This is a genomic window from Pseudomonas sp. Tul2A7 (genome assembly GCF_054790505.1).
This window is the reverse complement of record NZ_CP186499.1, coordinates 819965-841577: the sequence shown is the minus strand read 5'-3', so window position 1 is coordinate 841577 and position 21613 is coordinate 819965. Positions and strand designations below refer to the sequence as shown.

17 protein-coding genes and 1 pseudogene are annotated in these 21613 nt (G+C 56.9%); 11 read left to right on the top strand and 7 right to left on the bottom strand.

Going from position 1 to position 21613, the window contains the following annotated elements:
• Nucleotides 1–30: 30 nt before the first annotated feature.
• From ACOYXJ_RS03985 to ACOYXJ_RS03975, 3 genes are all read left to right on the top strand, one after another.
• On the top strand, nucleotides 31–1404 hold the full coding sequence (locus ACOYXJ_RS03985) for a transporter substrate-binding domain-containing protein (protein WP_460368013.1): 1374 nt from the start codon (nucleotides 31–33) through the stop codon (nucleotides 1402–1404).
• Nucleotides 1405–1520: 116 nt separating this feature from the next.
• Nucleotides 1521–1928 carry a response regulator gene (locus tag ACOYXJ_RS03980; protein WP_150792445.1) on the top strand — a complete coding sequence of 136 codons (408 nt, stop codon included), beginning with the start codon at nucleotides 1521–1523 and terminating at the stop codon, nucleotides 1926–1928.
• A 166-nt stretch (nucleotides 1929–2094) separates the two neighbouring features.
• Nucleotides 2095–2376, top strand: coding sequence for a DUF3509 domain-containing protein (locus ACOYXJ_RS03975; protein ID WP_137219478.1), 282 nt, complete (start codon nucleotides 2095–2097; stop codon nucleotides 2374–2376).
• Nucleotides 2377–2552: 176 nt separating this feature from the next.
• Here ACOYXJ_RS03975 and ACOYXJ_RS03970 read toward each other — a convergent pair whose 3' ends face one another.
• Nucleotides 2553–3533 (bottom strand): TIGR02285 family protein, encoded by a 981-nt coding sequence (locus tag ACOYXJ_RS03970; protein ID WP_460368010.1) that lies wholly within the window; start codon nucleotides 3531–3533, stop codon nucleotides 2553–2555.
• The gene (locus tag ACOYXJ_RS03965) at nucleotides 3460–4659 is read right to left on the bottom strand and encodes a CaiB/BaiF CoA transferase family protein (RefSeq protein ID WP_460368008.1); all 1200 of its coding nucleotides are present in this window, start codon (nucleotides 4657–4659) and stop codon (nucleotides 3460–3462) included. Before ACOYXJ_RS03965 ends, ACOYXJ_RS03970 begins: the two co-directional genes overlap by 74 nt.
• A 146-nt stretch (nucleotides 4660–4805) precedes the next feature.
• Here ACOYXJ_RS03965 and ACOYXJ_RS03960 point away from each other — a divergent pair, with 146 nt between their 5' ends.
• The 3 genes from ACOYXJ_RS03960 (at nucleotide 4806) to ACOYXJ_RS03950 (ending at nucleotide 8488) form a co-directional block, all read left to right on the top strand.
• Complete coding sequence (locus tag ACOYXJ_RS03960; protein ID WP_007908961.1) at nucleotides 4806–5348, top strand: YaeQ family protein; 543 nt, start codon at nucleotides 4806–4808, stop codon at nucleotides 5346–5348.
• A 55-nt stretch (nucleotides 5349–5403) separates the two neighbouring features.
• Nucleotides 5404–7113, top strand: a complete 1710-nt coding sequence (gene recJ, locus ACOYXJ_RS03955; protein ID WP_460368006.1) for a single-stranded-DNA-specific exonuclease RecJ — start codon at nucleotides 5404–5406, stop codon at nucleotides 7111–7113.
• 268 nt (nucleotides 7114–7381) lie between these two features.
• Complete coding sequence (locus ACOYXJ_RS03950) at nucleotides 7382–8488, top strand: NADH:flavin oxidoreductase/NADH oxidase (protein ID WP_150792447.1); 1107 nt, start codon at nucleotides 7382–7384, stop codon at nucleotides 8486–8488.
• Between the two features lie 202 nt (nucleotides 8489–8690).
• Here the strand turns inward: ACOYXJ_RS03950 and ACOYXJ_RS03945 are convergent, their stop codons facing one another.
• Nucleotides 8691–10319, bottom strand: coding sequence for a glucan biosynthesis protein D (locus tag ACOYXJ_RS03945; protein ID WP_034154835.1), 1629 nt, complete (start codon nucleotides 10317–10319; stop codon nucleotides 8691–8693).
• A 400-nt stretch (nucleotides 10320–10719) separates the two neighbouring features.
• Between ACOYXJ_RS03945 and ACOYXJ_RS03940 the strand changes: the two genes are divergently transcribed.
• A complete protein-coding gene (locus ACOYXJ_RS03940) occupies nucleotides 10720–10905 on the top strand; it encodes a hypothetical protein (protein ID WP_007908956.1) in 186 nt (61 codons plus the stop codon).
• 50 nt (nucleotides 10906–10955) lie between these two features.
• Here the strand turns inward: ACOYXJ_RS03940 and ACOYXJ_RS03935 are convergent, their stop codons facing one another.
• Nucleotides 10956–11468, bottom strand: a complete 513-nt coding sequence (locus ACOYXJ_RS03935) for a BRO-N domain-containing protein (protein ID WP_460368003.1) — start codon at nucleotides 11466–11468, stop codon at nucleotides 10956–10958.
• Nucleotides 11469–11768: 300 nt separating this feature from the next.
• On the opposite strand from ACOYXJ_RS03935, the gene ACOYXJ_RS03930 reads away from it, so the two are divergent.
• The 3 genes and pseudogenes from ACOYXJ_RS03930 (at nucleotide 11769) to ACOYXJ_RS03920 (ending at nucleotide 14585) form a co-directional block, all read left to right on the top strand.
• A complete protein-coding gene (locus ACOYXJ_RS03930) occupies nucleotides 11769–13022 on the top strand; it encodes an AAA family ATPase (protein WP_460373084.1) in 1254 nt (417 codons plus the stop codon).
• A pseudogene (locus ACOYXJ_RS03925) lies at nucleotides 13019–13656 on the top strand (RloB family protein). Before ACOYXJ_RS03930 ends, ACOYXJ_RS03925 begins: the two are co-directional and overlap by 4 nt.
• 263 nt (nucleotides 13657–13919) lie before the next feature.
• Nucleotides 13920–14585 (top strand): hypothetical protein, encoded by a 666-nt coding sequence (locus tag ACOYXJ_RS03920; protein ID WP_460368001.1) that lies wholly within the window; start codon nucleotides 13920–13922, stop codon nucleotides 14583–14585.
• A 58-nt stretch (nucleotides 14586–14643) separates the two neighbouring features.
• On the opposite strand, the gene ACOYXJ_RS03915 is transcribed toward ACOYXJ_RS03920, so the two are convergent.
• Nucleotides 14644–15192 carry a LysR family transcriptional regulator gene (locus ACOYXJ_RS03915; protein WP_460367998.1) on the bottom strand — a complete coding sequence of 183 codons (549 nt, stop codon included), beginning with the start codon at nucleotides 15190–15192 and terminating at the stop codon, nucleotides 14644–14646.
• A gap of 176 nt (nucleotides 15193–15368) precedes the next feature.
• On the opposite strand from ACOYXJ_RS03915, the gene ACOYXJ_RS03910 reads away from it, so the two are divergent.
• Nucleotides 15369–16091, top strand: coding sequence for a tellurite resistance TerB family protein (locus ACOYXJ_RS03910; protein WP_460367996.1), 723 nt, complete (start codon nucleotides 15369–15371; stop codon nucleotides 16089–16091).
• Between the two features lie 115 nt (nucleotides 16092–16206).
• Here the strand turns inward: ACOYXJ_RS03910 and ACOYXJ_RS03905 are convergent, their stop codons facing one another.
• Both ACOYXJ_RS03905 and ACOYXJ_RS03900 read right to left on the bottom strand, forming a co-directional pair.
• Nucleotides 16207–16665 carry a hypothetical protein gene (locus ACOYXJ_RS03905; protein ID WP_460367994.1) on the bottom strand — a complete coding sequence of 153 codons (459 nt, stop codon included), beginning with the start codon at nucleotides 16663–16665 and terminating at the stop codon, nucleotides 16207–16209.
• Between the two features lie 5 nt (nucleotides 16666–16670).
• Complete coding sequence (locus ACOYXJ_RS03900; protein WP_460367992.1) at nucleotides 16671–21416, bottom strand: RHS repeat-associated core domain-containing protein; 4746 nt, start codon at nucleotides 21414–21416, stop codon at nucleotides 16671–16673.
• Nucleotides 21417–21613: the final 197 nt, after the last annotated feature.

Below are 21613 nucleotides of genomic sequence, written 5' to 3'. Positions count from 1 at the left end.
ACGGGTGAGTCGATCACGAAGGAAGTGGCAATGCTGTTTTATAGAGGTTTGAAACCGGCACTGGGTGGGCTGTTCTTGTTCGCATTACTGGCTTTGATGCGCAGCAGTGAGGCGGCGCAACTGGCGCTGCATGACGATGTCCTGGCTGCCAGAGTCCAGCCCATCGAACTGGCCGCACACGAGCGTCAATGGATTCGCGACAACCCCGAGGTGACGGTGACGTCGTTGCAGTACCCGTTGTATCTGTTTCAGGATGAGCACGGGCAGTGGAGTGGCTTGAACAACGATGTACTCAAGCGAGTGACGGCGATGACCGGGTTGCGGTTTGTGCATCAGGAATCGTTTTCCACCGATCACATGCTCGAACGTCTGGAGAGCGGGGCGGCGGATATCAGTACGACCCTGGCCATGAGCGAGGAGCGCAGGGCGTTTCTGGATTACAGCCACGCTTTCGGTGGCGCGGGTTGGGTTTTCGTCGGCCGCGCTGATGGGCCCCGGCTGGAATCCTTCGAGCAATTGAGTCAACGGGTACTGGTGCTGCCGGCCCGGCATGCGCTGGAAGACATGATCAGGCGTGACTTCCCCTCGATCGAGATTCGCTCGGTCAAGACTTACGCCGAGGCGCGGGCGCTGGTCGAGAGCGGCGAAGCCTACGCCACCATCGAAAACGAAATCGGCGCACAGCTTTACCCTTTGGGGTTGCTCAAGGTGGGGGGGCTGGTCGAAGGCAAATGGGAAGCCGACAACCTAGCCGTGCGCAAAGGCATGCCGGTGCTGCTGAGTATCCTCAACAAGGCCCTTGAGGCATTTCCTGCGGCGGAGTTGCGGGCGATCCGCCTGAAATGGCTGGAAGGTATTGCTCCGGCGCCCGTGCCGTCGTTCTGGCAACAGATGCTTGAATGGGGTTGTTGGGGCATGGGCGGGCTCGGTGTGTTCGGCTTGCTGTCGCTGGTGTGGAATCGGCGTTTGACGGCAGTGATCAAGCTGCGGCGCGCGGCGGAAAAGGACCTGGGCGATCAACTGGCGTTTCAGCATGCGCTGATCGACTCAATGCCTGATCCGGTGTTCGTCCGCGATCTGCAAGGACGGCTGGTCATGTGCAATCGCAGCTATGAGGAGGCGTTGTCGGTTCGGCTGGATCAGGTGCAGGGACGGTTGCTGATCGAGGTTGACTCGCTGCCCGACGTCACGGCGCTGATATTGCACGATGAGTTCATGGTGCAGTTGCGCACGCGCAAGTCGCGCTTCAGCAAACGGCGATTGCAGTTCAAGAGTGGTCCCCGTGAGGTCTATCAGTGGACGGTACCGTTTTACAGTGCAGACGGTAAATTGCGTGGGCTTTTGGGTGGCTGGACGGACATTACCCAGCGTCGTACAGAGAGCGGGTGCCGATGTCCACATTGAAGATGGGAAATGTCCTATACGACGTGACTACTTTTCCGATGGGAGGCTTAGGACGCCTGCCCTAGAGTGACAACAACTGCGGTGAGAGTCCGCGATTGTCGCTTCAGAGGTCGCTTATGCGCTCGCTTAAAGTCCTGATACTTGAACCCAATCCGTTCCAGCTGATGGCGTTGCATCAAATGCTCAATGCCATTGGCATCTATGACGTGCTGACGGCGCCGTCGCTGGCTTCGGCGCTGTCTTCCTTGAGCCATCGCGGCGTGGTCGACATCGCGATTTGCGATCCGCAACTCAAGGGCGGCGATGGCCTGGCGTTGATCCAGCATCTGGCGGTTCAGCGTGAGGCGCGTGCGCTGATCCTGCTGGGGGCGGTCGCGCCGAGCCTGCTGAACGATCTCGAACCCTTGCTGTGCGAGCACCGTTTGCGATTGCTCGGGCGCCTGCAAACCCCGGTGTCGGCGGTGTTGATGCGTGGTTTGCTCGACAGTTACCTGATCGCCGCTTCGCCGCCGCTAGAGGTTTGATGGATACGGTTATTTTTCTGTCATCTTCGCCGTGCATGCTCTGACAGACCGGTGACACTCCAGGAACGGAGCGATCGGTATGCAGAACTTTCTTCTCGGGCCAGTGGTCATTTATTGTGAACACGCCCCAGGCACACAGTTTTCGGACTATTGAGTGGAGATCGAGATGGAAAGTATCAGTCTATTGCTCGGTGAGGCTCTGAGCCCGTATCAGGTTTCGTTGTCGCCAAGCGGTACTCACGGCGAATGCCTGGTGACCTTGAAGAACAGTCACGGCGCCATTGTGGTGGAGCGCGAATTCAATCAGGCGCAACTGACCGACAAGCGCCAGTTGACCGATGTCGTCGACGGTTTGCACCGCGACGTTCTGATTGCTGAAGGACGGCTGGAGCCTTGTGTAATCGCGGCCTTGCGCAACGCTGCACTGGACAAGCGTGCGGCGCTGTAAAGATGAAATATTTTTTGTGGGAACCTTCCTGCATCCGTGTCAGTCAGACCCCATAACAGCAGGATCAAGCATTGTGCTCCGGTGCTTGTCGCTTGCTGCTACGGGTCTTTATGTAGGCCACGTTTAACCCCGAGTCGTCTCCCCACTTCTCGGGGTTTCTTTTTGCCTGCTACTTCTCATGGCGCCGCTTGTTGCTTGAAGAACGATCGGGCCTGTTCGAGGTAGTCGCTTCGCATCGCGGGGTCCAGCCAGTCAGCGTACAACTGGTTCAGTTGGTCGTGGGGGAGGGTGCGCAGCAATTGGTTTATTTCGCTGATCGCCTGACGGCCCTGGTGTGTGTCGGAGCAGCCGATGTAGCCCGACAGATATTTACCGGTGCCGCGGATCGGATAAAACAGCAACTCGTCTTCGGCGATTTGCGCCAGATGAGCCTGATAACGAATTTCTGGCCAATAGCCCAGCACCACCTGTAATCGTCCCAAGCGCTGCATCATCAGCAGACTGTTCAGGGCGTCATTGCCGTAATGAGGTGTCAGTGCGTTGCGAGGTGCCTGGCGCAGCAGGTCATCGACCATTTCACCGTAACTGCGCTCAGCCACGACACCGATTTTCTCGTTGCCATTGGCCAGGAGCGCTGCCAGATCGATTTCACCCTCCACGAGAAACGGCGCCAACACTTCGCGATCTTTCTGACGTACCACCAGCCCATTACTGACGGCGCGAAAGGCCGGGATGGAGTACGCGATCCATTGCGCCCGCTCTTTGCTCCAGATCAGCGACGGGTCGCAGGTGAAGGAGGCTTCGTGCAGCATCTGAATGCCTCGGGCTCGATTGACTCGCATCAGCTCGTGTTCGTATTGCGGCATGCCGGCGATCAGCATCGGCATGAGGTGATCAATGACGCCCTGGCCCTTTTTCGGGCCTTCGAAAATGGTCAGTGGTGGCAAGTCGCGCAATAACCAGGTCAACGTCGGTTTCGCCTGAGCCCACGCTGGCCAGGTCAGTAGAAACACCAGGCCGAACAGCCGCCACGTCCACCACTGGTGAGCGCGGTTGGCGTCCGGTGTCGGCAGGCGTTTCAGTTCAAATGGCTCCGTCTTCGCGCAACCGGGCGATCTGCTTTTCGTCGTAGCCAAGATCGTGGAGTACCTGCGCATTGTGTTCACCGAGCTGCGGCCCGACCCATTCGGAGGAGCCCGGTGTCTCTGAGAGTTTCGGCACGATCCCCGGCATCTTGAAGGGTTTGCCGTCCGGCAGTTTGGCGTGCAAGAACATCTCTCGAGCCAGGTACTGCGGATCGTTGAACATGTCCTCGGCGCTGAAGATCCGGCTGGCCGGCACCTCGGCCTGATTGAGCAGATCGAGCACAGTTTGCAGCGGCAACGAATTGACCCAGCGATCGATCACGCCGTACAACTCGTCGCGGCGACTGTCGCGCCCATCGTTGCTGGCCAGTGTCGGATCGTTGGCCAGGTCTTCGCGGCCAATGATCAGCATGAAGCGTTTGAAAATCGCGTCACCATTGGCGCCGATCTGCACGTGCTTGCCGTCGGCACTGGTGTGGATGGAGGAGGGCGTGATGCCGGGCATGATGTTGCCGGTGCGCTCGCGGATAAAACCGAACACGTCGAACTCCGGCACCATGCTTTCCATCATCGCGAAAATCGCTTCGTACAAGGCCACATCGACGACCTGACCGGTGCCACCGTTGACCTCGCGATGACGCAGCGCCATCAGTGCACCAATCACGCCCCACAGCGCGGCAATCGAGTCGCCGATGGATATCCCGGTACGCACCGGTGGGCGGTCCTCGAATCCAGTGATGTAGCGCAGACCGCCCATGGACTCGCCGACCGCGCCGAAGCCGGGCTGATCTTTCATCGGCCCGGTCTGACCGAAACCGGACAGGCGCACCATCACCAGTTTCGGGTTCAAGGCGTGCAGGGTTTCCCAGCTCAGGCCAAGTTTTTCCAGGACGCCGGGGCGGAAATTCTCGATGAGGATGTCGGCTTCGCTGAGCAGTTTTTTCAGGATCGCCAAACCGTCAGGGTGTTTGAGGTTCAGCGTCAGCGACTTTTTATTGCGCGCCTGAACGAACCACCACAGCGACGTGCCTTCGTACAGTTTTCGCCATTTGCGCAAGGGATCACCGCCGTCTGGCGACTCGATCTTGATCACTTCGGCACCGAACTCGCCGCAAATGCGCGAGGCAAACGGCCCGGCAATCAATGTACCCAATTCAATGACTTTCACACCGCTGAGCGGTTTGTTGGCGAACGGCATACTGAATCCTGTAGGACAAGGCTAAGCAGATACAGCGTTTTAACATAGCCGGCTGTCAGACGCCGCAGGTTGATCGCCATCAATTCGATGATTGCCTACCGCATCGGTTAGACTTGCCGACTTTCCTCGTATCAAGAAGCCCGTTCATGGCCCAGCCGTCCACTACCTACAAATTTGAACTGAACCTCACCGACCTCGACCGCAGTGTCTACGAGAGCGTCAAGCAGACCATCGCCCGTCACCCTTCGGAAACCGAAGAGCGCATGACCGTGCGATTGCTGGCTTACGCCCTCTGGTACAACGAGCAGTTGTCGTTTGGTCGTGGTCTGTCAGACGTGGATGAACCTGCACTGTGGGAAAAGAGCCTGGACGACCGTGTTCTGCACTGGATCGAAGTTGGCCAGCCTGATGCCGATCGCCTGACCTGGTGCTCGCGTCGCACCGAACGCACCAGCCTGCTGGCCTACGGCAGCTTGCGCGTCTGGGAAACCAAGGTGATCCCGGCGATCAAGAACCTGAAAAACGTCAACATCGCTGCGGTTCCGCAAGAGGTGCTGGAAACCCTGGCCAAGGACATGCCCCGCGTTATCAAGTGGGACGTGATGATCAGCGAAGGGACGATCTTCGTCACCGACGACCGTGGTCAGCACGAAGTCCAGTTGCAATGGCTGCAAGGTGAGCGCGGCTGATCCCGCGTCACCACCGGAATAATCCCACGTAATCAAGAGAAGTCTCCGTCACCCCATGCGTATCGAACCTCGTCAACTGCCCGAAACTCTGCCTTTTCTCGGTGATCTGCCGCCGCTCTTGACTCGCTTGTACGCGGCGCGGGGCGTGCAGTCCGAGGCTGAGCTGGACAAGAGCCTGGCGCGGTTGATCCCGTTCCAGCAACTCAAGGGCATAGACGCAGCGGTAGACCTGCTGGTGACGGCGCTGGAACAACGTCAGCGCATCCTCATCGTCGGCGATTTCGATGCGGACGGCGCCACGGCCAGCACTGTCGGCATGCTCGGTTTGCGTTTGCTCGGTGCCGCGCATGTCGATTATCTGGTGCCGAACCGCTTTGAATATGGCTACGGCCTGACCCCGGAAATCGTTGAAGTTGCGATGACCCGCGAGCCGCATTTGCTGGTCACCGTGGACAACGGCATCTCCAGCGTCGAAGGCGTGGCCGCCGCCAAACGCCACGGCCTCAAAGTGCTGATCACCGATCACCACTTGCCCGGTGATGAGCTGCCGCAGGCCGATGCGCTGGTCAACCCGAACCAGCCCGGTTGCGAGTTCCCGAGCAAGGCGTTGGCCGGCGTCGGGGTGATTTTCTATGTGTTGATGGCATTGCGCGCGCGCCTGCGCGGTCTCGGCTGGTATGAAAACAAACCGCAGCCGAACATCGGCGAACTGCTTGATCTGGTGGCGCTGGGCAGCGTCGCCGACGTGGTGCCGCTGGACGCCAACAACCGGATTCTGGTGCATCAAGGGTTGGAACGAATTCGCGCCGGTCGCGCACGGCCTGGGATCAAAGCGATCCTTGAAGTGGCCAAGCGTGACGCTGCACGTATTACCTCCACCGATCTCGGGTTCATCGTTGGCCCGCGCCTGAATGCCGCCGGACGGCTGGATGACATGAGCCTGGGCATCGAATGTCTTCTCACCGCTGACGCCAACCTGGCCCGGGAAATGGCCGCGCAACTGGACGGCATGAACCAGGATCGTAAATCCATCGAGCAGGGCATGCAGCGTGAAGCGCTGGCGCAGCTCAAGGACTTGCCGGTCGAGTCGATGCCGTTTGGTCTGTGCCTGTTCGATCCGGAATGGCACCAGGGCGTGATCGGGATTCTCGCGTCGCGGATGAAAGAGCGTTACTTCCGTCCGACCATTGCCTTTGCCGATGCGGGCGATGGTTTGCTCAAGGGCTCGGGGCGTTCGGTGCAAGGCTTCCATATTCGCGATGCCTTGAGCGTGGTCGCGGCGCAGCATCCAAACCTGATCGCCAAGTACGGTGGCCACGCAATGGCGGCCGGTCTGACCTTGCCACAGGAGAATTTTCCGCTGTTCGCCGAGGCTTTTGACGCTGAAGTGCGTAGGCAGCTTCGCGAAGAGGACCTGACCGGGCGCATGCTGACCGATGGCACGCTGGCGGTTGAGGAATTCCACCTCGAACTGGCCCGCGCCCTGCGCCACGCTGGGCCTTGGGGGCAGCACTTCCCGGAGCCGCTGTTTCATGGCGTGTTCCAGTTGGTCGAACAGCGAGTGGTCGGCGAACGGCATCTCAAAGTGGTGCTGAAGAGCGAATGTGGCTCGGTGAAGCTGGATGGCATTGCCTTTGGCGTTGATCGCGATATTTGGCCGAACCCGACGATTCAGTGGGTTGAACTGGCTTACAAGCTCGACGTTAACGAGTTTCGGGGTAATGAGACCGTTCAGTTGATGATTGCCCACATCGAACCGCGCTAAGCCCTTCGCGAGCAAGCTCGCTCCCACAGGTACGGTGTTGTCCTTGTGGGAGCGAGCCTGCTCGCGAACGCGGACTTTCACACACAGAATTACTCTGAACCCTCCCTCATCCCCGGTTGTCGACTAGGCTCTAAGCACTGCTTGATTGGCCTTGTGACGTCTTGTCGAATTTTTTGCCCGCGGGGGCGGGTGCTGCACCTTTTTCCTGTCACTCGTCGACTATTCAAACAGAACCCTGGAGCCTGCCCACTGATTTGAGAGGTGCCCCATGAGTCTGCTGCTTGAACCCTTCACCCTGCGCCAACTGACCCTGCCCAACCGCATCGCCGTGTCACCGATGTGCCAGTACTCCAGCGTCGACGGCTTGGCCAACGACTGGCATCTGGTGCACCTCGGTAGCCGCGCCGTGGGCGGCGCCGGTCTGGTATTTACCGAAGCCACAGCCGTCACGGCCGACGGGCGCATCACCGCCGAAGACCTGGGACTGTGGAACGACGAACAGATCGAACCGCTGCAGCGCATCACCCGATTCATTACGTCTCAAGGTGCAGTCGCCGGTATTCAATTGGCCCACGCCGGGCGCAAGGCCAGCACCCATCGGCCGTGGATCGGCAAGCATGGTAGCGTCAAACCCGATGATGGCGGCTGGACACCGGTCGGGCCGTCGCCGATTGCTTTTGATCCGCAGCACACGCAACCGAAACAGCTGGATGAGGGGCAGATTGCCGACGTCATTCAGGCTTTTGTCGATGCTGCCAAACGTGCTTTGACGGCTGGTTTCAGCGTGGTTGAAGTACACGCCGCGCATGGTTATCTGCTGCATCAATTTCTCTCGCCGCTGAGCAATCAGCGTCGTGATCAATACGGTGGTTCTTTTGAGAACCGCATTCGTCTGGTGCTGCAAGTTACCGAAGCGGTCAGGGCGGTCTGGCCAGAGGAGTTGCCGGTGTTTGTCCGCGTGTCGGCCACGGACTGGGTGGAGGATGGCTGGAATCCGGATGAAACCGTGGAGCTGGCGCGACGCCTGCACACCTTGGGCGCGGACCTGATCGATGTGTCGTCAGGCGGCACCGCAGCCAACGCGGAGATCCCCGTCGGGCCGGGTTATCAGACGCGCTTCGCCGAACGCGTGCGTAAGGAGTCAGGAATCGCCACAGGCACCGTGGGAATGATTACCGAGCCGGCGCAGGCTGAGCACATTCTGCGCACCTGTCAGGCCGATATCATCTTCCTCGCGCGGGAGCTGCTGCGTGATCCGTACTGGCCGTTGCATGCCGACGATGATCTGGGTGGACGCAAAGCGGTGTGGCCGGCGCAGTACCAGCGCGCGACTCATCGGGATCAGCCGATTCATGAGTCTGATTTGCGCGATTGAGTGTGTAGCGGTTAGGCAAAAAGCCCCGGTCACTGATGGCCGGGGCTTTTTTCTGGTTTTTTTGTGCTGACTGGGCGGACGCTATCGCGAGCAGGCTCACTCCTACAGGGTTATTTGTCGTTCACAAAATACGTGTTCGACACAGATCAACTGTAGGAGTGAGCCTGCTCGCGATGAGGCCCAATCAGGCGCTACATAACCTTCAAGGGTACTTACGCTTGTCCGGCGCCGGCGGGAAGTACTGATACAACCAGGTCTCGCTCAACGTGCGGTCATTGGTGCGAATAAACAACCGCAGCTCCACCGGCTCCACGCTGTCATTGGTCGGGTACCAATCGAACAGAATCCGGTAACCCTTGATGTCATCCAGCACCAGCACGCTGAAGTCCTGCACCTTGCCGTTCGAGCAGGTCACCACTGGCTCAATCCCGGTGCCCTGCGGTAAACGATCCAGACCGCCACCGGTGAAGTCCACGGCAAAACGACGCGCCCAGACTGGCGGGTAATGCTCGCCCGGTGCCCAACCTTCAACGAAACCGCCCATGCCGGAACGGGTGGCGTGTACGCGGGCCAACGGCGTACCCACTGGCGGCAGCGCGCTCCAGTAAAGCTTGTAGCCATAGTTCAGCGAATCGCCGGCAGCCACCGGTTTTTTCGGGGTCCAGAACGCCACGATGTTGTCGAGCGTCTCGCCGGTGGTAGGAATTTCCAACAGATCGATAGAGCCTTCACCCCACGCGGTGGTCGGTTCTACCCACAGGCTCGGGCGCTTGCTGTACCAGTCGACGGTGTCCTGATAGTTGGCGAACTCATGGTCGGTCTGCACCAGACCGAAACCTTTCGGATCGGTGTCGGCAAATGCATTGAATTGCAGGGTGGCCGGGTTGTTCAGCGGACGGCAGATCCACTCGCCGTTGCCGCGCCACATCGCCAGGCGATCCGAGTCATGGATCTGCGGGTGGATGGTGTCGCACATGCGGCGCTCGTGGGTGCCGCAACTGAACATACTGGTCATCGGCGAGATGCCCAATTGCTCGATCGCCGTGCGCGCATTGATGTGCGCATCGACTTCCATCACCACGCGCTCGGCCTGGCAGTCGATGTCGAAACGGTAAGCGCCAGTGGCACTCGGCGAGTCGAGCAGGGCATACACCACAAATCGGGTGGCGTTCTTGTCCGGTGTCTCGAACCAGAACTTGGTGAAGTCGGGGAATTCTTCGCGTTTTTTCGCGTACGTGTCGATCGCCAGGCCGCGCGCCGAGAGGCCATATTGGCCAGTGGCGTCTACCGCACGGAAATAGCTGGCGCCGAGGAACGACAATACATCGTGACGATCCAGCTCCGGCGCTTTGAACAGCTTGAAGCCGGCAAAACCGAGGTCACCCTTGAGCTGCTGGGTGTCGACTGAAGTGTTTTCATAGTTGAACAGTGCCGGGCGGAAATGCACTTCGCGGGCAGTGCGCGTCTTGGCGTCGACGCTGTACATGCGCACCGGCTGACGGAACCCCATGCCGACGTGGAAGAACTGCACGTCCAGTTGGCCCTTGTTTTCCTTCCATAGCGAATGCTCGCCGTCGTAGCGGATCGCGTTGAAGTTCTGCGGGGTCATGGTCGCCAGGGTCGGCGGCAGCACCTGTTTGGTGTCCTGATAGGCGCTGCCAGCCAGTTGCTTGGCCTGGCGTTTTAGCGCTTCGAAGTCGAAGGCCTGAGCCTCGCCATCGGCGGCGCCGCCATTGGCCGCCCACGCACGGCTGGCCAGCAGGCCAGTGGCCGAAAGACCGGTGTAAGCCGCAATGGCCATGGACGCTTTGAGCAAATTCCTGCGATGCATAAATACAACCTGTCGTGTGCAATCCCGCGCCGTTCCTGGCACGTGCTGGATCAGAAATAACGGTTCGGACAAGCCTTCGGCCAAACGCAACGGACTATTAACAGATGCCCGCTAGCTTAAACGGTTCGCTCGCAATGCAAAATTCGTTGATTCACCGCGCCAGTGTGTCAATGAAACAAGACATGTCGGTTAAAAATCTGACAGCGCGTTCTGATTTACACGGCATATCTGCTTTTTTCGACTAATTACTCTAAAAACCGCTTTTCAGCGCCGATTTAATTTCTATTCTATGGGCATGACCGGTGCGACCCATCTGACCGGTAGGGCACACGGCGCTGCTGTAAGGGGCAGGGCGATGTGGTGGTTTAGCAATTCTTTGAAGTATTGAAGGACATCGTCCATGGCAAAAATACAAGGTATCACCGACATGCTGGGCATCTTTCCCTGCCTGGGCAGCGGCCGCAAAAGGCGTCGGCTCAGTTCTGACGAAGTGAAACTGGTGGAGCGTTATCGGGAGCTTTCGGAGAATGACCGGATTGCGATGCGGTATCTGGTGGATGCGATGCGGAGTGTTTCGCGGTTTTGAGTGGAAATAAAAAGGGGCGGACTGAAAGGTCCGCCCCTTTTTTATTTGGATCAGCTACACGTTCCCAGGACTGGATACGGCTGCTGGCCGTGCATCAACTCCGGCACATCCCGCCATTTGACCCACGCCTGCTGTTGCCAGTGCAGCAACGGCACGGTAACGCCTGCCCAATGCATTGAGCTCAAGCTCGGGTGGTTTTCCACAGGGCTTGATTGGGTTTCGCGCAGCATCGGGATGACTTCATGGCTCAGCCATTGGCGCAGGTGTCGGTTTTCCGGGACGAAGTGATGGACGAGCAGGGCGAACAGCCCGGACTCGCTGACCATCGCGCAATCGATGATTTCGCCGTCCCGACGCAGAAGGACATGGCGACGCTGATCGGGATCTAGTTTCAGGGTGAGGCGTTCGTTCAGGGGGTAACCCATCAAGCGACCGAGATCTTGCACGTAGAACCAGGCTTCGTGGTCTTGCATGAAGGCGTGGAGGAAACGGTTGTGGCGGGTGAAGATGGTGGGGGTGAAGAAAGCGGAGGTTTCAGAAGGAATTTGTACGTGGTTAGGCATTTGTCGACTCCAATATCGAGAATAGAGCCGCCACTCAAATGAGCGCGGTTGCGCCATGTTGATTTTGTTCCGGCTTCGACACCGGGCTGCTGATGTCACAGCCGGAAAGAAGACTATCTGCCGTGTGCTCTGCGCACCAAGTCTGTTCTATCGACAATAACTGTAGGAAATGGGGCTTTCTCAGGAAGGCTGCATCTGTAGGAAATGCCTGTTTTTGCACTCGCTGCATTCCGTCTGCATCTGAAGCCTGTTTTTTCGTTTATTCATGAAAACCCAAGCAATGAACTGCAGGTTTTCTCCATGTTGATCGAATTCTCGGTATCCAATTACCGCTCATTTCGGGACAGGCAAACCCTGTCCATGGCGGCGAGCCCTCGTCTGAGCAAAACACGCAATACGTTCAAAGCCTCCACGAGCGCAGAAAAGCTTCCGGATCTGTTGAAGGTTGCAGCTATTTACGGTCCGAACGCCTCCGGAAAGTCTTCACTGATCCGCGCAATGGGCATCGTCGGACGCTTGCTAGCGACACCACGTGGTTCAAATGACGAAGCGTTGCCCGTTTCACCTTTTCGATTTGATTGCACTCTGAGCGATGCGCCCAGTGTCTTTGAGTACGACTTTATTCAGGGCGGACTGCGCTATCGGTTTGTCCTCGGGCTGACCGCGCAGAGGATTGTTCAGGAACAACTGACTGCTTACCCGAAAGGTAAGGAAACACTGCTTTATGACCGCCGGTTTGATGCTGAAGGTGAGCACTACCTGTTTGGTAAAACCCTTGATGGCGGCAAGGAAGTGCATTGCGCCTGGCGCCGATTGACCAGTCCGACGATGCTGTTTATTGCACAAGCCGTCACTCATAGCAGCGAAGAGTTGAGTCAACTGCGCACTCCATTCAGTTGGTTTCAAACCGGTCTGCTAGTCATTGAACAAAACAACATGCTTGGCTTATCCACAGCCTCGATTCGCTTCCTGCAAATGGTGAAAAATCATACGAGCAACCTGCGCGATTTTCTCAGTGCGCTGGATATTCCTGTGTCTGCGATACAACTCGACCCGGATGACGCCTGTGCAGACTTGAGCAACAGAAAACTGACCTTGAAGGAGTTCTTCGCGGCGGCTCAAAGGGACAAACTGACCCTCACGCATTCCAGCATTTCAGGCGATGCGCAGTTCGACTTCTCGGAGGAGTCTTGCGGAACCAAAAACCTGATTGGCTTCTGGTTGCCCTGGTTCATGATGAATCAGGCCGGTGGCAGTGGGATCCTCTGCGTCGACGAACTGAATAGCAGTCTTCATCCCGAAATCGTCGCTGACTTGATCGCAAAGCATCTGGACAGTGGGTTGGATACCCAACTGATTTTCACGACACACGATACCCACCTGATGAATGAAAAGATTCTGCGGCGTGACCAGTTCTGGATTACAGAACGTGATGCTCATGGCGCCACGAGCTTGTTTTCCGTACACGATTTTGGAGGCCGGGAAAGCGAGGATGTCGAGAAGCGTTACTTCGAAGGGCGTTATCGCGGGCTGCCGCTGATAAGGCGGGGGTGAGGGTCGTGAGTTCGTTCAAATCGTTTGATCGCAAGGCTTCCCGCTTCAAACCGCAGCCTAAGGTGCTGGTGTTGTGTGAAGACAGTAAGTCAGGGAAACGCTATCTGGAGGAAGCCGCGTTTTATTTTCGGGCCAAGGCCCAGGTTGAGATCGTCCACTGCGGTGTTACACATCCAAGCGGCATTGTTGAACGAGCAGTCGTAAGGCAAAAAAGCTTCGATAAGGTGTTCTGTGTTTTGGATCGAGACACCCACATGTGCTTCGAGCGAGCGTTGAATGTGGCGAAGTCTTATCCAAAAATCCAAGTCATCGCATCTTATCCGTGCTTCGAGTTTTGGCTACTACTGCACTTTGGCTACAGTCGAAAACCGTTCAGCACAGCCGGGAAGAACTCTCCGGCTGACTTGGTGACCAAGAGCCTCAGAGCAAACCCAGCATGGCTGACTATCAGAAAGGCAAAGACGTCAGCTACTTCGCTCAGCTACTCGGAAAGCCATTTCAGCAGGCAAGAGCGCTGTCCCCCAAAGTTCTTGAGGATGTCGCCCTCAGTGGCGAACACAACCCAAGCACTGAAATTTACCTATTGATGGATGAGTTCGAAGCCCTCTCAAAGCCCCAGCCGATTGACACATAAGCCCTCTCGGAGCCCCCCCATTGGCCTGGCTCAGTAGCTGAGAGGAGACGTTGCTGGCAGGCGCTGGCTGAACCAAGGCCATTCAGTCGCCATCCACTGTAGGAAACAAGATTTTTCCTTGAAGGTCGCGCCTGTAGGAAATGCCTGTTTTTGCATAGGTGCCAGCGAGCCCGCCCCTAACCAGTGTTTTTTCCGTTATTTGTTTGAATCTCGCGCATCGCTACAGATGCTCGGCCCTTGGTTTCCGGGCTCAAAGGATTGTTATGAATAACGGAGAATTCAATGAGGGTGTCTCTCAAGCAGATCAATGGCCCTTGGGATCAGGGCTGGGTGAAAATTTACGTCGCAGCGCTAACTTGGAAGTGAATTCAATGACCACTGTATTTATTGCTGGCTCTATCAACATCAAGAACCTTGATCCGAAGGTTAAAGAGCGCATCAATACTATCGTCGCGTCAGATTTTGAGGTGGTGGTTGGGGATGCAGGTGGCGCCGATACCTCCATTCAGGAGTACCTGCTGAGTCTCGAACGATCCAGAACCACGGTGTTCTGCAGTGGTTCAATGCCGAGGAACAACCTAGGGCATTGGCCCGCCAGAACAGTCGAGTCCAAACATTCGAAAGGGTCGAGAGCTTTCTTCACCGAAAAAGACGTCGTCATGGCCGAAGCAGCCGACTACGGTTTGATGATCTGGGATGCAAAGAGCACCGGCACGCTCAGCAACGTCATTGAATTGTTGTCGAGAAAGAAGAAGTCGCTTGTTTTCGTCAACAAGGAAAAGGAATTCAAAGTAGTCGGAGACGTCAGTCAGCTCGAAGAGTTGATTGCATTCATGTCCGATCACGCCAAGCAAAAAGCCAATGAAAAAATCAAACTGTTCGACCGTATTTCACTGTTGAAGCACGATCAGGCAGCGCTTTCTTTTTGATGATTTTTCTCGGCCTTCCTGAACCCCGGCACCTTGTCGGTGCCGGGATCACGCGCTCTTAGCGACTCACCTTCCACGCATCCCCAGCCGGGGCCTTGCCATGGTCATACGGCTTGCCAATCCACATATAAACCAGCCCGGCGGCGAGGGCCGGGGCGATTTTCCACGCGGCCATCATGATCGGGTAATTCCACGGCGCAATCGAGGCAACCACGCCAATCGGATCGCGGCGCACCATGCTGGTGTGGCCGGGCAGGTATTCGCCGCTGAGCTGGCCTGTCTGGCAGCGCACGGCACCGGCGACCAGACTGGTCACGCCAATGATCAACTGGCCAGCGACCTGATCGGTGCTCTGTTGCAGGCTGCGCTTGGCGTTGTCCACGGTTGCCAGAATCAGGTGCGCTTGGCGTAGGAATTGATGACCTTGATGCGTAAGAGTCATACCCTTGGCGTGGCGGCTGAACAGGCTGACGCCTATTTCCTCTTCCAGCTGCTGGATCGCCAGCGTCAGGGTCGATTGGGAAATGAACGCGGTTTGCGCGGTGGCGGAGATCGATCCGGTTTCGGCCACCGCGATGAAGTGACGGATCTGACGCAGGGTCATCATGAAAAGGGTACCCAGTGGGCGGTTTTTATAGATTGGCCTAAGTGTATATCTATTTTCATGAAGGGCCTTTGCAGATCAAGCAACATCTGGAAGCACACTGGCAGGCCGGGCAGGGGCACTTTCGAACTAGGCTGAGGGCCTTATAGATCCGGATAACCCCTGTTTGGAGGCGGAACATGAACACCCGTGGATTGCTCGATCAACTACTCAAGTCCGGCCAGGATCTGTTGCAGAACAAGGCTGGCGGTTCGCAAAACAAATCGGCTGGCGGCGGCTTGGGCGGCTTGCTCGGCGGTTCTTCAGGCTCTGGCGGCCTTGGCAGCCTGTTGTCAGGGGCGGGCGGCGGTGCGCTAGCGGCTGGCGCGATGGGCCTGCTGCTCGGTAACAAGAAAGTGCGCAAGGTCGGCGGCAAAGTCGCGATCTACGGCGGCCTCGCTGCGCTGGGCGTGCTGGCTTACAAGGCTTATGGCAACTACAACGCGCAAAAAGGCACCGTACCGCAGAGCGAACCACAAACTCTGGATCGCCTGCCGCCAGCGCAGGCCGAGCAACACAGTCAGGCCATTCTCAAAGCGCTGGTCGCCGCCGCCAAGGCCGACGGCCACATTGATGATCGTGAACGCCAACTGATCGAAGGCGAGTTCATCAAGCTCGATAACGATCAGGAACTGCAGCACTGGCTGCACGCCGAGCTCAACAAACCCCTCGACCCGACCGATGTCGCCCGCGCTGCGAGTACTCCGGAGATGGCCGCCGAGATGTACATCGCCAGCGTGATGCTGGTGGATGAGGAGAACTTCATGGAGAAGGCGTATCTGGATGAACTGGCGAAGCAGCTTAAGCTGGAGCCGGGGTTGAAAGTGGAGCTGGAGAAGCAGGTGCGGTTGGCGTTGACTTAAATTCTGACGGTCGGGCGGGTGCCGGCCATTATTAGACGTTTTTCTTTTAACATCAGGCGCAAATATATTCTCAAGATCCTGGAAATATATCTGCGCCTTTCGGGTTCTGGATTCGTTAGTTCCAGGCAATAGACAATCTGTCTGGCTGGTCGATAGGGAGGATAACTACAGTTTCGCTGGATGAGGTTGCATAAATGGAATGCCCTCTTAACTCAAGTGTCTCAAAGGGGTTCGTGCCGCTTAGCACCACAAGCCAGATTAACTGCTCGGTGTCTTTTTCGATCAGAGCGATAAAGCCATCCTCGCCGGCGGCTAAACATTCTCCGCCGATAATCTGCTCGCCAGTTGGTGTTTCGATTACCTGGAGGGTCGCTAGTCCCTCGCAGTTATCGGCGTCACTTTGTATTAGATCAAGAGCAGGTAGCCAGATCTTGTTTGTCAGTTGACTCTCATCGGGAGAGATTTCAAACAGGCAATAAAAACCATTGTTCAAAACAATCGAGTTTTGCCGCGGATAAATTTCCTCTCGCCAATAATTTTGTATTTTTTCTTTGTCTTTGCTGAACAATTTCATATGACCTACTTATTGATGGTTGGCAGCTCTTCGCGGCCTTGAGGAGGTATTGGCTGGCCATCGATCCTGTTGCGCGGGTCATTCCTTCGCTGATGGAAGGCCTTTTCCCATGTCTTTTTCGACCCCGGCATGATGTCTTCGGCCAGCACGATTTCAATCGGGATTTCGTCAAGGTTTGCCATTTGCGCAGCCCTCAATCGCCTGTTGTCATAGGAAACCAGTTGACCGTCGACTTCCATGACCCGGACAGGCCCCGACCGGTCCCAGTCCCATGTCCCATTTTTCATATGCTGTACGTAGTCGTTGTCGTTCACACCCAGTTGCGTGAAATTGATGTCTTTTGGATTTGCTCTGGCGGCGCCTGCCTTATATTTACGCTTGGTTGCATCAGGAGCTTTTGCTTCTCCGGAATTGACATGTGCGCCTGACGGATTAGCGGGATTCTCAACTGGAATCTTGCATTTTTCCGAGTCAGGACATTGCCCGCTCAAACCCAGCGGATCCACCCAACCCGTGGGATTAGGCACGTACTGGTAGCTGTTCAAGCCACCCGCAAGGTTGATCGGATCCGGTGTCAAAAACCGTCCGGTGCCCGGATTATAGTAGCGGTGCCGGTTGTAGTGCAGGCCAGACTCTGCGTCGAAATACTGTCCTTGAAAGCGCAGCGGGTTGTCGATTTCTTTGACGTCCAGTGCTGCCAGATTCCCATACGCACGGTATTTCGCTGACCACATGATCTCGCCGCTGTAGTCGGTGAGCTCCTGTGGCGTGCCAAGGTGATCGAGTTGGTAGTAGAACGGTGTGGCCTTGCGCGGGCCTTCGCCATCGAGCATAGCCAGTGGGCGGAAGCTGCCGGGCTCGTAAATGTAGCTGCGGTAGCGGTTCTCGGCGCTTTCCGCGATCAGGCGTTCACCTTGCCACAGAAACTCGGTGGTGTGGCCGTCAACGGTTTTTTCAATACGACGGCCGAAGGCGTCGTACTTATACGTTGCGATGCTGCCAGCCGGCAGACTGACGCCGATCAAACGATGCTGACAGTCGTAGCGATATTCGGTGACCAGTTTCTGGCCAGCGCCCCTGCGTTCGCGAATCAGGTTGCCGTAGGCGTCGTAGTCATAGTGGCGGTCGCCCTGCATGAGCAGGCGGTTGCTTTTGACGTTGGCGAGGTTTGCGGTGCCTTCGTTGTTTTGCCCGAGCAGGTTACCAGCGGGGTCGTGGGCGAAACTTTCCGGTGTAGCACCGCGCACGCAGATCAAGCGATCAAGTGGGTCGTAGTGGTAGCTGCGGTAACCTTTGCGGCTGTCGTCGATGCCGGCGAGGTTGCCGTTGGCGTCGTAGTCATAACGTCGCTGGAACAGGTTCTTGTCTCGTTGGCCGACAGTGTGAGCGTGCAAGCGGCCTTGCTCGTCGTACTGGTATTGGCTGAGCAGCAAGCCATGTTGGCGCTGTTGCTCGCGACCGGCGCTGAACTGGTGAGAGGTCAGGCGTGAGCCGTTGAGGTCGATGCTGCTGAGCAGACCACCGGGCAGGTGGTGGTAATCGAGTTTGCTGCCATCCGGGAGGCGGCAATGGCTTAGCTGGCCGATGCTGTCGTATTCGTAGCGCAGGGTGCCCCAGCCTTGGTGTTCTGCGATCAGACGGTCCTGCACATCGTATTCGTAAGCGAGCGGCCAGTGGCTGTCGCTGACGTTTACCAGGCGACCGAGTGCGTCGTAGCTGTAGTGAATCTCTTCGCCATCGGCGAGGCTTTTCACCAGAACTCGGCCAGCGGCATCGCGCTGGTACTCGGTGACCAGTTCACTGCCATCGTCACCGAACTCGGTTTTCTTCAGCAGTTGACCGTTGAGGTCGTACTCGTAAGCCGAGCGGCGACCATCGAAGCCGGTTTCCTGCTGGATCAGGCCATTGGCGTAATAGTCGAGGTGGTAATGCTCGCCGCGCTCGTTTTCGATTTCAGTCAGCAGCAGGCGCGAGTTGTCGTAGCGATAGCGCAGTTGGCTGCCGTCGGGATTGATGCGGCGGCTGACCAGATGCAGGTTGTCGGCGTACTCGTAGCGGGTAATGCGGCCTAGTTCATCGCGTTCGGCGGTGACTTTGCCATAGGCGTTATAGGTAAACGCCCGGGTTGCGCCGCCCGGCAGCGTGACTTGTGCAAGGCGATTGGCGGCATCCCATTGGTACTGGGTGATAGCGCCGGACTCTTCATGGCGGGTGATCTGCCGACCCAAGGCATCGTAACGATACTTGCGTTGGCCACCATCGGGCAGATGCTCTTCCAGTAACTGGCCGAGGTCGTTCCAGCCGAGCAGATGGCGGCTGCCGTCCGGGTGCCTGATCTCCAGCAGACGGCCCAGGGGGTCATAGCTATAGAACGTGGCATTGCCGTCCGGATCGATTTGCTGGGTGATATCGCCCTGACGGTTGCGTTGGTACTTCCAACTGGCTTTGCCGCGATGAACATCACTGACGAACCCGTTGACGTATTCGTACGTGGTGGCTTCGTCTTCCGGCGGGATGACGGCAGTCATCAAGCCGTTGTCGTCGTAGCGGTACTCGGTGACGGCGCCCAACGGATCCTTTTCCGCTATCAATTGGCCTTTGTCGTTATAGGCCTTGAGATGCTCGGCACCGTCCGGGTCGATCTTGCTGATCAGTCGTGCCTGATCATCGTGGGTGTACACCTCCTCGCTGCCGTCGGCATTGGTGACAGTCACGCTGCCTTTGTCATCCCAGGCGTAGTGCGCTTCCATCTGCGAGAAGTTGGCCCAGTGACGGGTACACCGAGACAGTTTGCCTTCGTTCTCCCACTCCCAGTAAAAGGCCGCGCCGCCTGCGAGTTGCCGCTCGATAATGACGTGCTGTTCGTTGTAGCGATAATGTTCGGCTTCACCTGCCGCGTTCTTCGCCTCGATCAGACGATGCTGGGTGTCATAGCTGTAGGTGACCAGCGTCTGCACCGTATTCCAGGCGTCTTCCAGATTGTCCGCGGGCAGGAACTGCTGATAGTCGACCGCGACAATGTGTTTGCGGTCGTAACGTAGAAGCAGGGCGCGACCGGCGCCGTTGTCGAGGCGTTTGATGCGACCGTGGATGTCGCGTGTGACGTGCAGTCGATTGCCATAGCTGTCGCTGATGGCGATCAGGGTGGCGCCTCTGCTGTTAAAGCGGAAGTGGTAGAACGATGGACGTTTGCCGGCTTGAGCGAGAACCAGTTCCGAAGGATCGTCACCGAGAAAAATAGCTGCGCGCGAGAGGCTGTTGGTGATGGCCGGGCGTTGTTCGGTTGGACGCGGGAAGGGTGTTGAGCGGTTTTCGTGGTCGGTCCAGATGACTTCATCGCCATTGATATCAATGCGGTGAGCCAGTGCATGGCTCCAGCCATAGCCCAGGCCACAATCGATTTCTGCGGCACTTGTCCGATAGAGGCGCGTCCACTCAAACGGCAACAGTCCGTCGAGTTGGCCATCGGTCAACGTCAACAGTTCCTCACCGGTAACCATGGAGACTGGGCATTTGTCGGTGGAGGTGCGATTGGCAGGCTCTGCATTTTTACCTGCGGGGGTCACCGCTTGTTTGGCTGCATCGTCGGCTGTTTTACCGCTTACCAGTCTCGCGTTCGACTGCCCGTCGAAGCGAAATTCGGTTGTTCCATTTCTAACCTGCTTCGCCACTCCCCTGAGCCCCACGCGGACGTATTTGGCAACATACGTCATGAATCCTTTTATGACTTCGAAGATTGATTCGATGAAACCCACTACCAGGTTGTAAAGGACTTTTCCGTACTTCCCCAACTTACTGCCTAGATAAATCAGGCCTGTTCCTTCTGCGGCGATGGTCAGTACGATCGATACAACAATATCGATGGCGATCGTTAATAAAAAACTGGTGGTCATTTTCGCCTGCTCAGCCGCCGTCTTCATCGGCGGTAAACTCGCGAGCCATATAAATGCACAGTTCATCATCAAGAACAGTGCCGCCTCATCGCTGGCCAGCACCATGGCTTGCTTCATGATGTGGGGCGACTGCCTGGCGACGTTCTCAAGCCGATCAACACTGGCGCCAAGCTCTTCGCGAAATTTTGCCGGGTCTTGCAGCATGTCCAGCACCGTTTTGATGCCTTCCCACACGCCTTTGATGGCGTCAAACCCTCCTTCGAGAATACCTTTGCCCACAGCGATGACGGTGCCCGAAAGCGAAAGGCTCGACCATTGCTGACGATACCCCGTCGGGCCTTCCCATTTCTCGCGAAGTTTTTTTTCCAGGTCACCTGCCAGTTTTGAGTAGGCTTCAAACAATTCATCAATTTGATCAGGGGATACTTCTTGATGAACACGAACCGTGTATTGCTTGCCAGGAGTGCCCCCCGCCCAGCTGGCTTTTCCTTCTGAGTCGAGTCGGATCTTGGTTATCGCGCCGCCCTCTTGCGCAATGATCTCAACTTCAATATCGCCAATTGGAATGTCGAAAACCGATTCGAATTTGCTGTGTATGAGGAGCGGACCTTGCAGTGGGCATTTGGCGACATTTGAAGCGAAATATCCGTCCTCCATGTTCACGGATTTGGATGTATTACCCACCCTTATGACTCGCTCCATACCAAGTAGCGAGGGCGTATTGGCTACTTTGCTTCCTATTTCGAAGGGCTGATTCCAGGAGCTCTTCAAGGCTTCTCTGTATTTGTTCAAACTGAGTGTGAAGGCGTTCAGTTGGCTGTCTATAAATGTTATGCGTTGCTCGGCTATCGAAATCATCCTTGCTCCCTGAATTCCGGTGACAACAGCGTTGTGGGTGGCAGCCTTGCGCAGTCCCGAGTCGCTTTACTTGACCTTGGATCCAAAAAAATAGAACAGTTTGGTGATTTTTGCGATGTGCGAGGGTGTTTGTCAGGCGGACGGCTGCAAATCAGCTCGCGCCAATCCAGGGCCAGTTGAGCAGCAGGGTTAAAAAC